The sequence below is a fragment of the Nonomuraea sp. NPDC001831 genome, assembly GCF_042892035.1.
In the GTDB taxonomy this organism is placed as follows: domain Bacteria; phylum Actinomycetota; class Actinomycetes; order Streptosporangiales; family Streptosporangiaceae; genus Nonomuraea.
In genome coordinates this window covers 109343-125424 of record NZ_JBIATU010000010.1, presented here as the reverse complement: position 1 = coordinate 125424, position 16082 = coordinate 109343, and the positions used below count along the sequence as shown (strand labels likewise).

General features: G+C 73.2%; 16 protein-coding genes. 10 read left to right on the top strand and 6 right to left on the bottom strand.

The genetic code is table 11. The features are described from left to right. Positions 1 to 24 precede the first annotated feature (24 nt). Both ACFYYW_RS29810 and ACFYYW_RS29805 read right to left on the bottom strand, forming a co-directional pair. Positions 25 to 696, bottom strand: a complete 672-nt coding sequence (locus ACFYYW_RS29810) for a DUF4328 domain-containing protein (RefSeq protein ID WP_364414337.1) — start codon at positions 694 to 696, stop codon at positions 25 to 27. 115 nt (positions 697 to 811) lie between these two features. Further along, positions 812 to 1459 (bottom strand): response regulator transcription factor, encoded by a 648-nt coding sequence (locus ACFYYW_RS29805; protein WP_352323489.1) that lies wholly within the window; start codon positions 1457 to 1459, stop codon positions 812 to 814. 91 nt (positions 1460 to 1550) lie between these two features. On the opposite strand from ACFYYW_RS29805, the gene ACFYYW_RS29800 reads away from it, so the two are divergent. Further along, positions 1551 to 2228 (top strand): ABC transporter ATP-binding protein, encoded by a 678-nt coding sequence (locus tag ACFYYW_RS29800; RefSeq protein ID WP_352323488.1) that lies wholly within the window; start codon positions 1551 to 1553, stop codon positions 2226 to 2228. Then, on the top strand, positions 2225 to 4162 hold the full coding sequence (locus ACFYYW_RS29795) for an FtsX-like permease family protein (RefSeq protein ID WP_387653306.1): 1938 nt from the start codon (positions 2225 to 2227) through the stop codon (positions 4160 to 4162). Before ACFYYW_RS29800 ends, ACFYYW_RS29795 begins: the two co-directional genes overlap by 4 nt. A gap of 44 nt (positions 4163 to 4206) precedes the next feature. Here ACFYYW_RS29795 and ACFYYW_RS29790 read toward each other — a convergent pair whose 3' ends face one another. Further along, positions 4207 to 5208, bottom strand: a complete 1002-nt coding sequence (locus tag ACFYYW_RS29790) for an LLM class F420-dependent oxidoreductase (protein WP_352322458.1) — start codon at positions 5206 to 5208, stop codon at positions 4207 to 4209. 74 nt (positions 5209 to 5282) lie between these two features. Here ACFYYW_RS29790 and ACFYYW_RS29785 point away from each other — a divergent pair, with 74 nt between their 5' ends. Next, entirely contained in the window at positions 5283 to 6713 is a 1431-nt protein-coding gene (locus ACFYYW_RS29785; protein WP_387653303.1) for a sulfatase, read from the top strand. On the opposite strand, the gene ACFYYW_RS29780 is transcribed toward ACFYYW_RS29785, so the two are convergent. Continuing rightward, positions 6707 to 7387: an FCD domain-containing protein gene (locus tag ACFYYW_RS29780; protein WP_352322456.1), complete on the bottom strand. Its 681-nt coding sequence runs from the start codon at positions 7385 to 7387 to the stop codon at positions 6707 to 6709. The genes ACFYYW_RS29785 and ACFYYW_RS29780 overlap by 7 nt on opposite strands. A gap of 84 nt (positions 7388 to 7471) precedes the next feature. Here ACFYYW_RS29780 and ACFYYW_RS29775 point away from each other — a divergent pair, with 84 nt between their 5' ends. From ACFYYW_RS29775 to ACFYYW_RS29765, 3 genes are read left to right on the top strand one after another with little or no spacing between them, the layout of a single operon-like run. Further along, entirely contained in the window at positions 7472 to 8203 is a 732-nt protein-coding gene (locus ACFYYW_RS29775; RefSeq protein ID WP_352322455.1) for a (Fe-S)-binding protein, read from the top strand. Continuing rightward, positions 8200 to 9597, top strand: coding sequence for a lactate utilization protein B (locus tag ACFYYW_RS29770; RefSeq protein WP_352322454.1), 1398 nt, complete (start codon positions 8200 to 8202; stop codon positions 9595 to 9597). Before ACFYYW_RS29775 ends, ACFYYW_RS29770 begins: the two co-directional genes overlap by 4 nt. Beyond that, positions 9584 to 10189, top strand: a complete 606-nt coding sequence (locus ACFYYW_RS29765; protein WP_387653299.1) for a lactate utilization protein C — start codon at positions 9584 to 9586, stop codon at positions 10187 to 10189. The genes ACFYYW_RS29770 and ACFYYW_RS29765 overlap by 14 nt, the downstream gene beginning before the upstream one ends. On the opposite strand, the gene ACFYYW_RS29760 is transcribed toward ACFYYW_RS29765, so the two are convergent. Together ACFYYW_RS29760 and ACFYYW_RS29755 are read right to left on the bottom strand one after the other, a co-directional pair. Further along, positions 10179 to 11189 (bottom strand): Vms1/Ankzf1 family peptidyl-tRNA hydrolase, encoded by a 1011-nt coding sequence (locus ACFYYW_RS29760; RefSeq protein WP_352322452.1) that lies wholly within the window; start codon positions 11187 to 11189, stop codon positions 10179 to 10181. The genes ACFYYW_RS29765 and ACFYYW_RS29760 overlap by 11 nt on opposite strands. A gap of 3 nt (positions 11190 to 11192) precedes the next feature. Then, positions 11193 to 11600: a DUF2795 domain-containing protein gene (locus ACFYYW_RS29755; RefSeq protein WP_352322451.1), complete on the bottom strand. Its 408-nt coding sequence runs from the start codon at positions 11598 to 11600 to the stop codon at positions 11193 to 11195. Positions 11601 to 11676: 76 nt separating this feature from the next. Here ACFYYW_RS29755 and ACFYYW_RS29750 point away from each other — a divergent pair, with 76 nt between their 5' ends. The 4 genes from ACFYYW_RS29750 to cobT all read left to right on the top strand — a co-directional run bounded on the left by ACFYYW_RS29750 (position 11677) and on the right by cobT (position 16074). After that, positions 11677 to 12765, top strand: a complete 1089-nt coding sequence (locus tag ACFYYW_RS29750) for a GNAT family N-acetyltransferase (RefSeq protein ID WP_387653296.1) — start codon at positions 11677 to 11679, stop codon at positions 12763 to 12765. Between the two features lie 81 nt (positions 12766 to 12846). Continuing rightward, positions 12847 to 14022 carry a precorrin-6Y C5,15-methyltransferase (decarboxylating) subunit CbiT gene (locus tag ACFYYW_RS29745; RefSeq protein ID WP_387653293.1) on the top strand — a complete coding sequence of 392 codons (1176 nt, stop codon included), beginning with the start codon at positions 12847 to 12849 and terminating at the stop codon, positions 14020 to 14022. A gap of 67 nt (positions 14023 to 14089) precedes the next feature. Next, a complete protein-coding gene (locus tag ACFYYW_RS29740) occupies positions 14090 to 14935 on the top strand; it encodes a sirohydrochlorin chelatase (RefSeq protein WP_352322449.1) in 846 nt (281 codons plus the stop codon). A gap of 71 nt (positions 14936 to 15006) precedes the next feature. Continuing rightward, positions 15007 to 16074: a nicotinate-nucleotide--dimethylbenzimidazole phosphoribosyltransferase gene (gene cobT, locus ACFYYW_RS29735; RefSeq protein WP_387653290.1), complete on the top strand. Its 1068-nt coding sequence runs from the start codon at positions 15007 to 15009 to the stop codon at positions 16072 to 16074. Positions 16075 to 16082: the final 8 nt, after the last annotated feature.

Here is a 16082-nt window from a genome sequence, read left to right as displayed (position 1 = left end):
CCGTACCCGGGCGCGCGGCGGTCGTCAGCCGGTGTGGCCGAACGGGGCCGAGCCCTGGGCGGGCCGGCTGGTCAGCCGGGTCACGACCTCGGGGCCGGGCGCGGACTCGGCGACCGACGCGCGCAGCCGTCCGGCCACGTCGAGCCGCTGGACGCGGGTGACCTCGCGGACGGTGGCGGCGCACAGCAGGGCCGCCACCACCGCGCCGCCCAGCTCCAGCAACCCCACCCCGGTCAGCCCGTCGGAGGCGGACTCCAGCGGGAGGCGGACCGTGACCAGCGTCAGCATGCCCAGCCAGCTCAGCCACCACGCCGTCAGCAGCACCAGCCACCGCCCGCGCCGCCCGGACGGCGGCTTGGCCCGCCGCCAGATGTCGTCGACCAGCAGCGCGGGTGCGACCAGGTTGACGACGGGGATCAGCCAGGCGGCCGCGACCGGCCCGGTGGGGCTGGAACGGTCCTTCACCTGACGGGCGCGCACCAGCCAGGTGACGTAGGCGGCCCCGGCGGCGACGGAGGTGCCCGCGACCAGCATCATCAGCACCGCGAACGTCGTCACCGCCCCCACGACCGCCTCCGCCTGCGCCCCGTGGGGACGGCCGCCGAACGCGGCGAGCTGGACGGCGAGATGACGGCCGCGGGACCGCTCGAAGACCACGAGGGCGCCCAGGGAGAGGACCTGCGCGGCAAGCGTCACATATACGGCGGAAGCAGCTTTGGTTGGCGGTGCCTGGGCGTAGCGCACGATGTTCTCCCCCCGGGCCATGCGCTGAGGTTCTGACTCACTTGTATCCCGTCAGCACCGCTGTTAATCAGCTCACCACGCCGGATTCCCACGCCCAAGCCGCGATTCCCACCCGATTGCGGACACCGAGTTTCGCCTGGATGCTGCCCAGGTGCGTCTTCACCGTCGACAGCGACACGAACAGCTCGGCGGCCACCTCCTGGTTGGTGCGTCCCCTGGCCACCAGGCGCACGACGTCGAGCTCGCGGTCGGTCAGCGGGCCGTTCGGCGGCTCGGCCGCTCGCCTGGGCTGGGTCAGGTGCTGCAGCAGCCGTACGGTGACCGACGGCGACACCAGCGCGTCGCCCCCGGCGGCGGCCCTGACCGCCTCGATGAGCAGCGTGGGGCCGCTGTCCTTGAGCAGGAAGCCGGTGGCCCCGGCGCGCAGTGCGCCGTAGACGTACTCGTCGAGGTCGAAGGTGGTGACGATGACCACCCGCATCGGGTTCTCCACGCCCGGCCCGGCCAGTACGCGGGTCACCTCCAGCCCGTCGAGCTTGGGCATCCTGATGTCGAGCAGGCACACGTCCGGCCGCAGCCGCCTGGCCTCGGCCACGGCCTCGGCGCCGTCGGCCACGGCGGCCACGACCTCCATGTCCGGTTGAGCGTCCAAGATCATTTGAAAGCCGGTGCGCACCAGCTGCTGGTCGTCGGCGATGAGAACCCGAATAGTCACGGCTCAACTCTAAGGATCAGCCGTTCGGCCGAGGCCGAAATGGACGCACGGCCGATCCGCCGCCACCCCCCGCCGCGGAAGGGTGGAGCCCATGAACGACGTGCTTGTTGGACGAGCCCTGGCCAAGCGGTTCGGGCAGACGGTCGCCCTGGGCGGCGTGGACATCACGGTACGGGCGGGAGAGGCCGTGGCCATCATGGGCCCGAGCGGTTCCGGCAAGTCGACCCTCCTCCACTGCCTGGCCGGGATCATGAAGCCGGACGACGGCGAGGTCCACCTGCTGGGCCAGCGCATCGACGCCATGGGCGAGCGGCAGCGCAGCGCCCTGCGCCGCACCCGCTTCGGCTTCGTCTTCCAGTTCGGCCAGCTCCTGCCCGAGCTGCCCGCCGAGGAGAACGTGGCGCTGCCGCTCATGCTGGGCGGCGTGCCGCGCGCCCAGGCCGTACGGCAGGCCCGCGAGTGGTTCCCGCTGCTCGGCCTGCACCAGATGGAGACCCGGCGGCCCGGCGAGCTGTCCGGCGGCCAGGCCCAGCGCGTGGCCATCGCCAGGGCGCTGGTGAGCAAGCCCGCCGTGGTCTTCGCCGACGAGCCGACCGGCGCGCTCGACCAGCAGACCGGCCAGGACACCATGCGCCTGCTCACCGAGGCGACCAGGCACAACGGGGCCTGCCTGATCGTCGTCACGCACGACCCCAACGTGGCCGCCTGGTGCGACCGCACGGTCGAGGTCCGCGACGGCCGCCTGCTCGCCCACGGGGTGACCGCGTGAACCTCGACCTGACCTGGCGGCTGCTCAAGGGCGGCGGCCGCAGGGGCATGCTGGGCACCTGGCTCACCTTCGGCGCGGTCGCGGTGGCCACGGCGCTGCTGCTGTTCGCCGTCGCCGCGAACGTCGCCTTCGGCGCCAGGGCCGACCGCAGCGCCTGGCGCAACCCCGTGGCGGCGGCCCAGAAGGACGCGGTGGCCGTCGAGGCGAGCCGCTTCGACTACGTGGACGGCAAGACGATCACCGTCGTCGACCTGGCCGCGCTCAAGCCGGGAGCGCCCGCCCCGCCCGGCATGCCGCACTTCCCGGCCCCCGGCGAGGTGTGGCTGTCGCCCGCCCTGTCCCGGCTGGCCGCCGACCTGCCCGCCGACCGGCTGGCCAAGCGTTACCCAGCGCCGAAGGGCGTGCTCGGCGAGGAGGCGCTGGTCCAGCCCGAGGAGCTGGTCGCGGTGGTCGGCCACGCGCCGGACGCGCCCGCGATGACCGCCGAGCGCAGCGACGACTGGATCCTCGGCAAGCCGCCGGTGAAGGTCGCGACCCTGGCCGGCACGCCCAGCGAGGACGCCGAGGCCTACCAGGTGCTGGCGCTGATCGCCAGTGTGCTCATGGTGGTGCCGCTGCTGGTGTTCGGCGGCGCGGCGGCCAGGCTCACGGTCGCCCGGCGCGACCAGCGGCTGGCCGCGCTCAGGCTGGTCGGCGCCACGCCGGGCCAGGTGGTCGGCATGACGGTGGCCGAGGCCGTGCTGGTGGCCTTCGCCGGCGCCCTGGCCGGGGCCGTCGCGTTCGGGGCGGCCGTGCCGCTGCTGGCGCGCATCCCGATCCAGGGCGGCACCTGGTTCGTCGCCGACCTGTTCCCGAACCTGCTGATCCTGGCCGGCGTGCTGGTCGCGGTGCCGCTGCTGGTGGGGCTGTCGGCGGTGGTCGGGCTGCGCCGGGTCGTGGTCAGCCCGCTCGGCGTGGCCAAGCGGGAGACGCCGCCCGGCATGCGGTTCGTCCGCGTGCTCGCGCTGCTCGCGGTGCTGGCCGTGTTCCCGCTGCTCACCAGGGGGACCAGCGTGGCGATCGTGGCCGTGGCGCTCGGGCTGGCGTTCCTCTGCCTGAACCTGGCCGGACCGTGGGTGGTCGGCCTCATCGGCAAGGTCGCGGCCGGGACCGCGCGCCGGCCCGCGCGGCTGCTGGCGGCCCGCAGGCTGGTGGACGACCCGCGCTCGGCCTGGCGGACCGTCAGCGGCGTGGCCCTGACCGGCTTCGTGGCCGGGTTCCTCGGCCTGCTCAGCCCCGGCGCGTTCGGCGGGGACGCCGGGCCCGCCCAGCTCAGCGTCGTGGCACCGGCGGGCGAGGCGTCGAAGGTGGCCGACCAGGCCCGCGACCGGCTCGCGGGAGCGGGCATCACGGCCACGGTGAAGACCGTCAAGCACACCGTGGTCGCGGCGCTCGGCAGCGGCGCCGACGACGTCGTGGTCGACCGGGCGCGCACCGCGCTGAGCGACCTCGTGCCGGGTCGCACCCCGACGACGAAGGCCGACGACCAGCGCTTCGGCCTGCAGATCCTGGCCGACGTGCGGGTGGGCACGATCGTGGTGCTGTCGGTGTCGTTCCTGGTGGCCATCGCCAGCGCGGGCATCACCGCGGCGTCGTCGGTGCTGGACCGGCGGCAGACGTACGCGCTGCTGCGGCTGGCGGGCACGCCCCTGGAGGTCCTGGACCGGGCCCGGCGGGCCGAGACGCTGATCCCGATGGCCGTGATGGGCGGCGGCGCGATCCTGGTGGGCGCGTTCTGCGCGATGCCGTTCATGATCGGCGGGGTGAGCACGAGCGGCGTGGTCACGCTGCTGGTCTGCGTGGGCGCCGGCTTCGCGGGCGTGATCGGCGCGGGCGCGCTGAGCCGGCCGCTGCTGCGCTCGGTGACCGACGACCCGGCGCCCCGGCCGGACTGACCGCCCGGCCGGGCCCGGCCCGGCACGGGTCAGCTCGGCACGGGTCAGCCGAGCACGAGGTCGCGGACCGTGCGCAGCGACTGCTCGTCGCGCGGTCCCATCACCAGCAGGCTGGTGACCGGGCTCTTGTGCCACAGGTCGAGCCGTTCCCTGATCCGGCCGGGCGGGCCGACGAGCGAGATGCCGTCGGCCAGCTCGTCGGGGATCGCCCGGAACGCCTCGTCCTTACGGCCGGCCAGGTAGAGCGCCTGGATGTGCTCGGCCGCCGCGGCGAAGCCCATGCGGCCGATGATGTCGGCGTGGAAGTTGCGCTGCTTGGCGCCCATGCCGCCGATGTAGAGCGTGAGCATCATCTTGACGCCGTCGAGGGCGGCCCTGACGTCGTCGGAGATGACGACCATCACCATGGCGGCGATCTCGAAGCCGGGGTCGCGGCCGGCCAGCGCGTCGCCGTACATCTCCTCGATCTTGCCGGGGAAGGCGAACAGCGGCAGCCAGCCCTGCGCGACCTCGGCGGCCAGGGCGACGTTCTTGGGGCCCTCCGCGCCGAGGTAGACGGGGATGTCGCGGCGCAGCGGGTGGGTGATGAGCTTGAGCGGCTTGCCCAGGCCGCCCGGCAGGGGCAGCGGGTAGTGGTCGCCGTCGCTGGTCACAGGCTCCTCGCGGCGCCACACGCGGCGCATGATCTCGACGTACTCGCGGGTTCTGGCCAGGGGCCTGGCGAACGGCTGCCCGTACCAGCCCTCCACGACCTGCGGGCCGGAGGCGCCGATGCCGAGCAGCAGCCGGCCGCCGGTCAGGTGGTCGAGCGTCATCGCGGTCATCGCGGTCGTGACCGGCGGGCGGGCCGAGATCTGCGCCACCGACGTGCCCAGCTTGATCCGGCTCGTACGCGCCCCGTACCAGGCCAGTGGGGTGAACACGTCGCTGCCGTACGCCTCGGCGGTCCACACCGAGTCGTAGCCGAGGCGTTCGGCGGCGAGGACGGTCTCCGTGGCGTCGTCGGCGTCGCGCTGCCAGTAGCCGAGGTTCAGGCCGAGCTTCATACGCACCTCCGGAATAAAGTTCCATTACCGAGGCCGCAGTGTCAATGCGTGATCTCCCGGGGAGATCAGACATTGTGCTCAAGAGTCTCTGCCGTCTCTTCTGCCTGCTGCTCCTGCTGTCGCCGGCGACCGAGCCGACGATGGCCGTGAGCGCCTCGCGGCCGAACATCGTGTTCGTGATGGCCGACGACCTGGAGAGCGGCACGCTGCCCCACTTCCCGGCCATCAGTTCGGAGCTGGTGGCGAAGGGCACCTCCTTCAGCCGCTTCTTCGTGACGAACTCCTGGTGCTGCCCGTCGCGCACGTCGATCCTGCGCTCCCAGTACGTCCACAGCCACGGCGTCCTGACCAACACCGCCCCCGAAGGGGGGTTCGACCGCTTCCACTCCCTCGATCTGGAACGTTCCACGATCGGCACCTGGATGCAGCAGGCCGGCTACCGCACCGCGCTGATGGGCAAGTTCCTCAACCACTATCCCGGCGCCACCGCCGACGCCTCCTACGTGCCGCCCGGCTGGGACGAATGGGACGTCCCGGTCCGCAAGCTCTACGAGGAGTACGGCTACCGCCTCAACGAGAACGGCGACCTGTACGACTACGGGTGGTCGGAGGAGGACTACCTGTCCGACGTGCTGGCCGACAAGGCCCGCGACTTCATCACCGGCGCCGACGAGCCGTTCTTCCTCTACCTGACGCCCATCGGCCCGCACAACCCGGCCAACCCGGCGGTCCGGCACGTCGCCGACCTGCCCGAGGTCACCGCGCCGCGCACGCCTTCGTTCAACCAGGCCGACGTGAGCAAGGAGCCGCTGTGGCTGAGCTCCCTGCCCTCGCTGACGCAGGAGGACATCGACCGGGTCGACGAGCGCCACCGCAGGCGGCTGCGGTCGATGCTGGGCGTCGACGACCTGGTCCGCTCGGTGATCGAGGCGCTGCAGGCGTCCGGCAAGCTCGACAACACCTACATCATCTTCACCTCCGACAACGGCTTCCATCTCGGCACCCACCGGCTGGCCCAGGGCAAGACGACGCCGTTCGAGGAGGCGATCAAGGTTCCGTTCGTGGTGCGCGGGCCGGGGATCCGGGCGGGGGCCACGATCGGGCAGCTCGGCGCGACGGTCGACATCGCGCCGACGATCGCCGAGCTGGGCGGGGCCGTCGTGCCGGCGTTCAGCGAGGGGCGCTCGCTGGTGCCGCTGCTGCGCGGCAGCCCGCCCGCCCAGTGGCGCAAGAACGTGCTGGTCGAGTTCAACAGGCCGGTCAACCGGTCGTCGGCGGCCCAGACCCCGGTGCCCTCCTACCAGGCGCTGCGCACCGAGCGTTACACCTACGTCAGGTACGACACGGGGGAGCGGCAGCTCTACGACCTGGCCGCCGACCCGTACCAGCTCGACAACCTCGCGGCCACCGCCGACCCGGCGCTGCTGGCCGGCCTCGACGCCCGGCTCCAGGCGATGCGGGCCTGCTCGGGGGCGGGCTGCCGGGAGGCCGACACGCGTCAGTGACCGGGGAACAGGGCGGGGTAGGCGTGCGCCAGGTGGTCGGTCACCGCCTGCTGGGCCTCCTCCGGGTCGCCCGCCGCGACGGCCGCGCGGATGCGCTCGTGGTCGGCGCGCAGCACGGAAAGGTCGCCGAGGCGTTCGACCGCTTCGATGGCGTTCCTGCGCATCGCGTCCCGGAGTGAGCGCATGATGGCGGCGATGAGCCGGTTGCCCGAGGCGTCCGCGATCGCGCAGTGGAAGGCGGTGTCGTGCTCCACGAACTCCTCCGCCGTGGCCGCCCGGTCCATGCCCTCGATCGCGGCGGCCAGCTCCGCCGTGCCGGCCCGGGTCGCCGCCGCGTGCGCGGCCGACCAGCGTTCGATCATCAGCCGGGCGTCGACGACCTCGCGCTGCTCCAGGGTGGCCAGGCCCAGGTTGAGCCGGAGCAGGTCGGTGAGCGCCGTGTCGGGCCGTGAGGTCAGTACGGCTCCCGCGTCCGGCCCCCGTCCCACCTGCGAGGACACCACGCCCAGGGTCTCCAGGACGCGCAGCGCCTCCCGTACGGACGAGCGGCCGACGCCCAGTTGCTCGGCGAGCTGACGTTCGCCGGGCAGCCGGTCGCCCACGGTCAGGCCGTCCTCGGCGATGCGCCGTTCGATCTGGGCGAGCACGTCCTCGAACGCCCGTGTGCGTTTCACCGATGCCTCCCCGGTGCTGGCCCGGAACTGTGTGGTTAGGTATGGTCTGACCATACAGTGGTCGGACCATTCGTTGGGAGAGTCGTGCGAGTCGCCCTGTTCATCACGTGCGTGAACGACACGCTCTTCCCGGGCACCGGCAAGGCCGTCGTGTCGCTGCTGCGCAGGCTGGGCTGCGACGTGGACTTCCCCGTCGCCCAGACGTGCTGCGGGCAGATGCACGTCAACACCGGTTACCGGGCGGAGGGCGTGCGGCTGGCCAGGAAGTTCACCGAGGTGTTCGCCGGGTACGACGCCGTCGTGGCGCCGTCCGGGTCGTGCGCGGCCATGGTGCGCGAGCAGTACCCGAAGCTGGTGCGGCCGGGCAGCAGGGGCGCGGCGGCCGTGGCCGAGGTCGTGCCCAAGGTGTACGAGCTGAGCGAGTTCCTGCTGGACGTCCTGAAAGTCGACGACGTTGGCGCATATTTCCCGCACCGGGTGACATATCACCCGACGTGCCATTCGCTGCGCGGGCTGCATCTGGGCGACCGGCCCACCCGGCTGCTGCGGAAGGTCCGAGGTCTGGAGCTCGTGCCGCTGCCGGGCGCGGAGGAGTGCTGCGGCTTCGGCGGCACGTTCGCGGTCAAGAACCCGGCGGTGTCGGCCGCCATGGGGGCCGACAAGGTGCGCGGCATCCTCGACACGGGCGCCGAGGTGATCTGCGCGGCCGACAACTCCTGCCTGATGCACATCGGCGGCACCCTGAGCCGCCAGAAGACGGGGGTCAGGACGATGCACCTGGCGGAGATCCTCGCAGCCACGGAGGAGACCCGATGAGCGCGACATTCCTCGGCATGCCCGGAAATTTCCCGAAAAATGCGGCGAAAGCCGTGGAGGATTCGCAACTGCGGTTCAACCTCCGGAAAGCCACCCACACCATTCGCGGCAAGCGCGCCGGCGTCGTCGGCGAGCTGCCCGACTGGGCCGAGCTGCGCGCGGCCGGCAAGGCCGTCAAGGATCACACGCTCCGCCACCTCGACCGTTACCTCCTCCAACTGGAGGAGGCCGTGCGGCGGGCCGGCGGCACCGTCCACTGGGCCAGGGACGCCGAGGAGGCCAACCGCATCGTCGGCGACCTGGTCGCGGCCACCGGCGAGACCGAGGTGGTCAAGGTCAAGTCGATGGCCACCCAGGAGATCGGGCTCAACGAGGCGCTGGCCCGGCGCGGCATCACCGCGTACGAGACGGACCTGGCCGAGCTGATCGTGCAGCTCGGGGACGACTTCCCCAGCCACATCCTGGTGCCCGCGATCCACCGCAACCGGTCGGAGATCCGCGAGATCTTCCTCGACCGCATGCCCGGCGTGCCCGACGGCCTGACCGACGAGCCGCCCGCCCTCGCCGAGGCCGCCCGGCTCCACCTGCGCGAACGTTTCCTCAGGAGCAAGGTCGCCGTCTCCGGGGCGAACTTCATGATCGCCGAGACCGGCACGCTGGTCGTGCTGGAGTCGGAGGGCAACGGCCGTATGTGCCTGACCCTCCCCGAGACGCTCATCAGCGTCGTCGGCATCGAGAAGCTGCTGCCGACCTGGCGGGATCTGGAGGTCTTCCTCCAGCTTCTTCCGCGCAGCTCCACAGGTGAGCGGATGAACCCGTACACCAGCACGTGGACCGGCGCCACCGAGGGCCAGGACTTCCACCTGGTGCTGCTCGACAACGGCCGCACCGACGTGCTCGCCGACGAGGTGGGCCGCCAGGCGCTGCGCTGCATCCGCTGCTCGGCCTGCCTGAACGTGTGCCCGGTCTACGAACGCGCGGGCGGCCACGCGTACGGCTCGGTCTACCCCGGGCCGATCGGGGCCATCCTCACCCCGCAGCTCAGGGGCATGTCCTCGGACCTGGACGCCTCGCTGCCGTTCGCCTCCAGCCTGTGCGGGGCCTGCCTGGAGGTCTGCCCGGTGGCCATCGACATCCCCGAGGTGCTGGTGGACCTGCGGGCCAGGGCGCCGCACGCGGCGGCCGAGCGCGCGGGCATGAAGGCCGCCGGCTGGGTGCTGGACGACCAGGCCCGGCTGGCCAGGGCCCAGCGGCTGGCCGCCCGGCTGCGCAGGCTGGTGCCCAGACGGCGGCTGCCCGGCCCGCTGGCGGCCTGGACCGACACCCGGGACGTGCCCGACATCCCGGAAGAATCCTTCAGAGACTGGTGGGAGCGGAACGATGGGCGCGCGTGAGGAGATCCTGGCCAAGGTCAGGAAGGCGGTGGCGGGCGCGCCCGAGACGGAGGTCGCCCGGCACTACCGCACCCACCCGGACGTGGACGACGTGGTGGGCCTGTTCGCCGAGCGGGTGCGCGACTACCGGGCCGTCGTGCACGTGCTGCCCGACGCGGACGTGCCCGGCAAGCTGGCCGAGCTGGCCGCCGGCCGCCGCATGATCGTCCCGGACGGCTTCGCCTGGGCGGCCCCGAGCAGCCCGGACGCCGGCGCCGACCGGCGCTGGGACACCCTCGACGCCGCCGACGGGGTGATCACCGCCTGCGCGGTGGCCATAGCCGAGACCGGGACCATCGTCCTGGACCACGGGCCCGGCCAGGGCGCCAGGGCGCAGACGCTGATCCCCGACCACCACGTGTGCGTCGTGCGGGCCGACCAGATCGTGGCGGGCGTGCCCGAGGCGGTGGCCAGGCTCGACCCGGCCCGCCCGCTCACCTGGATCAGCGGCCCGTCGGCGACCAGCGACATCGAGCTGAACCGGGTCGAGGGCGTGCACGGCCCCCGCACCCTCGAAGTGATCATCAGCACGTCCCGGGTGGTCAGTACCTGAGGACGGCCGCCACGTCCTGCACGTCGTCGGTGAACCACAGTTCGGCGTCCGTCATGGCGGCGGCCCTGACCACGGCCGAGTCCGCGCGTTCCTCGACGGGCTGCTCGACGCCCCAGCGCCGCAGCTCGCCCTGGTCGGTGGAGAGCTGGGTCCCGCCTTCGCCGGTCCACACGGTCCGGTCGAGCTGAGCGGGCATGAGCACCGCGTGCACCCTGCCCTCGCGCAGGGCGTGCGCGACCTGGGACAGGCCGGCCGGGCCCGAGGACTCGCGGTGGCGGTCGAGCAGCTCGGCGCGGCGGCGTTCGAGCCAGTCGTCCAGCGCGCGCTCGACGTCGGCCTCGAACTGGCCGTGGTCGGAGCGGCTGCCGTGCTCGACCATCATCACCCGGTCGGCGGACTTGGTGCTGAGATGTTGCAGCAGGTAGGAGCGTGACTTCGGTTCGCCGGCCACGATGATCAGCTCGGCGCCGATCCTGCGTACCTGCTCGTCGATCTCGCGGGCGACGGCGACCGCGTTCTTCTCCCACGTCTCCTCGGCGCCCCGCTCGTACCGCTTCTGCGACCAGCCGCCCTGGGCGGTCTTCTGCAGCGGCCAGTCGGCCGCCGCCACGGTGGTCGTGCGCGGCGCGCCGCCGCCGAACACCGACAGCTCGGCCCCGGCGTGGTCCACGATGACCCGCAGGTGCGGCACGTTCTCGCCGCGCTGCCTCAGCATCGGCGTGACGTGCGGCAGCGGCGACACGGTCGCCATCTCGTACGGCGCCCGCGCCAGCGGCTCGGCCAGCACCACCGCGCCGTGCGTGGCGAACAGCGCCTGGCCCGGAGCCGGCCGGTTGGCGGCCACCTCCAGGGCGTCGATGGTCTCGGGATCGGTCCCGTCGAGCTGGTCACGCACGCTGTGCCAGTGCGTCTCCCGCTGCGGCTCGGTGAGCGCGCCCAGGTAGACCGAGGCGTACGGGCCGCGCCGCTCGTACAGCGGCCTGATGAAGTCGAGACGCACAGGTCACCACCTCCGCTCTTCCATGCCGAGGCCGAGCGCCTTGGCCACGTCGGCGATGTTCACAAAACGGCGGTCGGGAAGTGATCGCACCATGTCGGCCACCTGGTCGGGGGCGTCCACGTCCTCGGCGTGCTGGAGCAGGTCGTCCTTGGAGGCGGGCCAAGGGGTGTCGCTGAGCCATTTGGCCAGGTCGCTGCGGATGTCGACGCCGCGCTGGGTGATGCCCTGGGGGGTGCCGGGCTCGTGTCCCGGGGGGTACGACTGCCCTGACTCCTCGCCGGGCCCGGGCATGGACTCGGTCTCCTTCCACTCCTCGGCGTGCGTGCTGCCGCCGCCGCGGACCATGCCCTCGGTCTCGTGCTTCTGCTGATCGTCCAGGCGCGGACCGTGCTTGTCGCTCCCACGTTCCATAGTTCCCTCACTCCTCTCGAATCGGCCCCTACCCCCGCTTTCGTGGGCAAACATCGTGAGTGTGTAGGGTGCGCACGTGTTCGATCCCGATGCGCACATCGCCGCCGCACGGCTCGTGCTGCGGCCGTTCGACCCCCGTGACGCCGCCCGCGTGCGGTCGGTGGTGGAGACGGTGGAGCCCGGCGACCGCTTCCTCCCGCCGGGCGCGCCCGTCCACGCCTCCGGCGTCGGCCAGTGGCTCGCGCACGGCGTGCACGAGCTGTACCGCTCGCAGCAGGGCCTGCACCTGGCCATGACCGAGGCCGACGACCGCATCGTGGGCGCCATCAGCCTGTTCAGGACGTCGTGGACGGCGGGCACCACCGAGGTCGGCTACGGCGTCCACCCGGCGTACCGGGGCCGCGGCTACGCCACCGAGGCCGTCCGCGCCCTGACCGCCTGGGTGTTCGCCACCACCGCCCTGCGCAGGGTGGACCTCACCGCGAACCTGGACAACCCGGCCTCCCTGCGCGTCGCGCTGAAAGCGGGCTTCACCTGGGAAGGCGTGCTGCGCGCCGCCGTGCTGGAGGAGGACGGCCCGCACGACCTGGTCGTCCTCGGACTGCTGCGCGAGGACTCCGGCGAGCCCGCGCCCGCCCTGCCGAAGACCGAGCTGCGCACGCCCCGGCTGCTGCTGCGACAGCCCGTCCCCGCCGACGTGCCCGGCCTGGCCGCCACCGGCGCCGACCCGCTCACCCAGGCCAGGACCGGCGTCCCGCGCGACTACACCGAGGCGCACGCCCGCGCGTTCGTCGACCTCTGCGAACGGATGCGGATGAGGGGCGCGGGCATCGCGTTCACCGTGGAGGAGTTCACCACCACCCGTTTCGTGGCCAACGTGGACCTCAGGGACCTCGACTGGCGCAACGGCACGGCCGAGGTCGGCTACATGACCGCCCCCTGGGCCCGCGGCCGGGGCTACGCGGGCGAGGCCGTGACCGCGATCGCCCGCTGGCTGTTCGAGCGCCACGGCTTCCGCCGGCTGCAACTGCGGGCCACGGTGTCGAACCCGGCCTCGCAACGCGTGGCGGAGAAGGCCGGCTTCACCCGCGAGGGCGTGGCCCGCGCCGCCCTCGACGGCGAGGACCTGATCGTCTACAGCCTGGTCCCGTCCGACCTGGCCTGAGGGCACAGCGGACTGGCCTCGACGGCCCATGGTGAAACCCGGCGGGAACCGTCACCCTGGGGATGAGGACGGTGAGGCTGAATGATCACGGTTGTCGGCTGGGACGGGGTCGAGCTGCCGGCCGGGGCCGCGGGCAGGCTGCGTGAGGCGGAGCTCGTCGTGGGCCCCGCCGCCATTCTCGGCCGGCTCGGGGTCGACGGACGCGCCGCGGACGACGGCGACCTGCTCCAGGCGCTCGACGGCCATCTCGGGCCGGACCGGGGCCCGGCCGTCGTGGTCGCCGAGGGCGATCCCGGCTTCTTCGGAGTCGTCCGCACCTTACGGGCACACGGCCTGCGGCCGGACGTCCTGCCGGCCACCTCGCTGATCAGCCGCGCCTTCGCCTGCGCCGGGCTCAACTGGGAGGACGCCCTCGTCGTCGCCCCCTCCGGCCCCGGCCGGCTCGCCCGCGTGGTGAACGCCTGCCGCGCCCACCCCAAAGTCGCGCTGCTCGTCGCGCCCGGCGTCGGCCCCGCCGAGATCGCCAGGGAGCTGGCGCCGACCACGCCGCGCGCCCTGATCGTCTTCGAGGACCTCGGCGGCCCCGGACAGCGCGTCACGCACAGCCGCATGGGCGAGGCCACCACCCGGCCCTGGAAGGACCCCGACGTGGTCCTCGTCATCGACCCGCTGCACCGGCCAGGGAAGCCCGGCTGGGTGGCCGGGGCGCAACCCGGCCCGGCGGAGTGGGCGCTGCCGTGGGAGAGCGGGATGCCCGCCGAGGTGCGGGCGTTCGTCCTGGCCAAGCTGGGCCCCCGGCTCGGCGACCTGGTCTGGGACGTCGGCGCGGGCGAGGGCGGGATCGCCGTCGAGTGCGCCAGGCTGGGCGCGGCCGTCGTGGCGGTCGAAGGCGACCAGGCCGCCTGCGCGCGGCTGCGGGCCAACGTGCTGGCCCACGGCGTCAAGGTCGCCCTGACCAGGGGACAGGCGCCGGCCGCGCTCGAACCGCTGCCCGACCCCGACGCCGTCTTCGTCGGCGGGGGCGGCGACGAGGTGGTCGCGGCGTGCGCCGCCCGCCGCCCCCGCGCGCTGGTGTGCGCGCTCGGCACGGCCGAGCGGGCGGTGGCCGTGCTGGAGGTGCTGCGCGAGCTCGGTTACCGCGGCGAGGGCACGCGGATCCAGGCGTCCGCGCTGACGTCCGGCGCCGGCGGTTCCCCCCGCCTGACCGCCGCGGATCCCGTCTTCGTCGTGCACGCCAGACCCGCGCACGCAGCGTGACCTGTCCCCCACGGGCACGTATCGGTTATCCTCGCGTGACTTTGTCTACGCACCGGAGAATCCCTCAATGAAGCCGCCGCTCCTGCTGATCGGGCAGGGCTCGAACGATGACGCCTACGCCGCGGAGTTCGGAAGGTTCGTACACCGGCTGCGCTGCCGTCTCGACCACACGGCCGTCGACGTCTCCGGCGGCTACCTGGAACGCGCCACGCCGCGCCTGAGCGACTCCGTGGCGTCCCTGATGGCCCGCGGCCATCACCGTCTCGTCGCGCTGCCGCTCAGCCTCAGCAGGGTGGATGAGGAGTTCCCGGCCGCGATGGCGCTCGAACAGCAGCGCCACCCCACCCTCATGTACGACTACGGCCGCCCCCTCGGCCCCGACCCGCGCGTGCTGGCGCTGCTGGCCGACCGGCTCGGCGAGGCCGCCGCCGAGATGGCCAGGCCCCGCCCCCTGGAGCTGGTCGGCGCCCGGCCCCGGCTGCGCGCCGTCGACACCCCGGCCCTCGACGACGTCCCCGGCCAGGTCGAGCCGGGTGAGACGGCGGTCGTGCTGGTCGGCGAGGGCTCGACCGACGCCGCCGCCAACGCCGAGGTCCACCGGGTGTCGCGGCTGTTCTGGGAGACGCACGCCTACGACTACATGACCGTCGAGACCGCGTTCGTCTCGGTGACGCCGCCCGGCGTGCCCGGCGGGCTCGAACGCTGCCGCCGGCTGGGCGCCAAGCGGGTGATCGTGGTGCCGTACCTGCTGTTCGCGGGCGGCCTGCTGGAGCGCGTGTGGGCGCAGGCCCTGGCGTACGGCGCGGGCCATCCCGACCTCGACATCCGCTGCGCCGAGGTGATCGGCGACTGCGAGACGCTGGCCGACGTCGTGATCGACCGGTACGAGGAAGCGCTCCAGCTCGTCCACTGATGCTCAAGCTCGTTCAGTTCGTTCGCCAACGCTCCAGCTCGTTCGCCAAGTGTCACCAAGTGGAGGTGTCCGTGCTCGCCGAGACCCTGGCGGCCATCCGTCCCGCCGACCCCGAGGCGCTCGCCGAGGCCCGCGCCCACCAGGACCGGCTCACCAAGCCGCGCGGCGCGCTCGGGGCCCTGGAGGAGGTGGCCGTACGCCTGGCGGGCGCGGCCGGCGTCTGCCCGCCGCCCATGCCGCAGCCGGCCGCCCTGGCCATCTTCGCGGCCGACCACGGCGTGCACGCGCGCGGCGTCAGCCCGTGGCCGCAGGAGGTCACGACGCAGATGGTCGCCAACTTCCTGGCCGGCGGCGCGGTCGCCAACGCCTTCGCCGCCCAGGTGGGCGCGTCCGTGACGGTGGTGGACGTCGGCGTCGCCGCCGATCTGCCCGACGCGTCCGACCTGGTCAAGCGCAAGGTCGCGTACGGCACCGCCGACCTGTCGCGCGGCCCCGCCATGAGCGTCGACCAGGCCGTCAGGGCGCTGGAGGCGGGCATCGCCGTGGCGCAGGAGCTGATCGACGGGGGCGCCCGCTGCCTGATCACCGGCGACATGGGCATCGGCAACACCACCGCCTCCGCCGCGCTGATCTCCGTGTTCACCGGCAAGGACCCGGCCGAGGTGACCGGCAGGGGCACCGGGATCGACGACGCGACCTACGACCGCAAGGTGGCGGTCGTCCGGGAGGCGCTGCGGGTGAACGGCCTGCCCGGCGGCACCGGGCCGAGCGACGCCCTGCGCGCGCTGGCCGCCGTGGGCGGCTTCGAGCACGCGGCCATCGCGGGCTTCGTGCTGTGCGGCGCGGCGAACCGGGTGCCGGTGATCCTCGACGGCGTCATCGCCGGCTCGGCCGCCCTGGTCGCCGCCGCCCTCGACCCCCACGTCAGCGGTCACTGCGTGGCCGGACACCGCTCGGCCGAGCCCGGCCACGCCGCCGCGCTCGACCATCTCGGGCTGCGCCCGCTGGTCGACCTGGAGCTGCGGCTCGGCGAGGGCACCGGCGGCCTGCTCGCGCACCCGCTGGTGTGCGCGGCCGTACGGGTGATGCACGACGTGGCGACGTTCGACTCGGCGGGGGTCACGGAAAAGCCCGTGTGATGATGGGG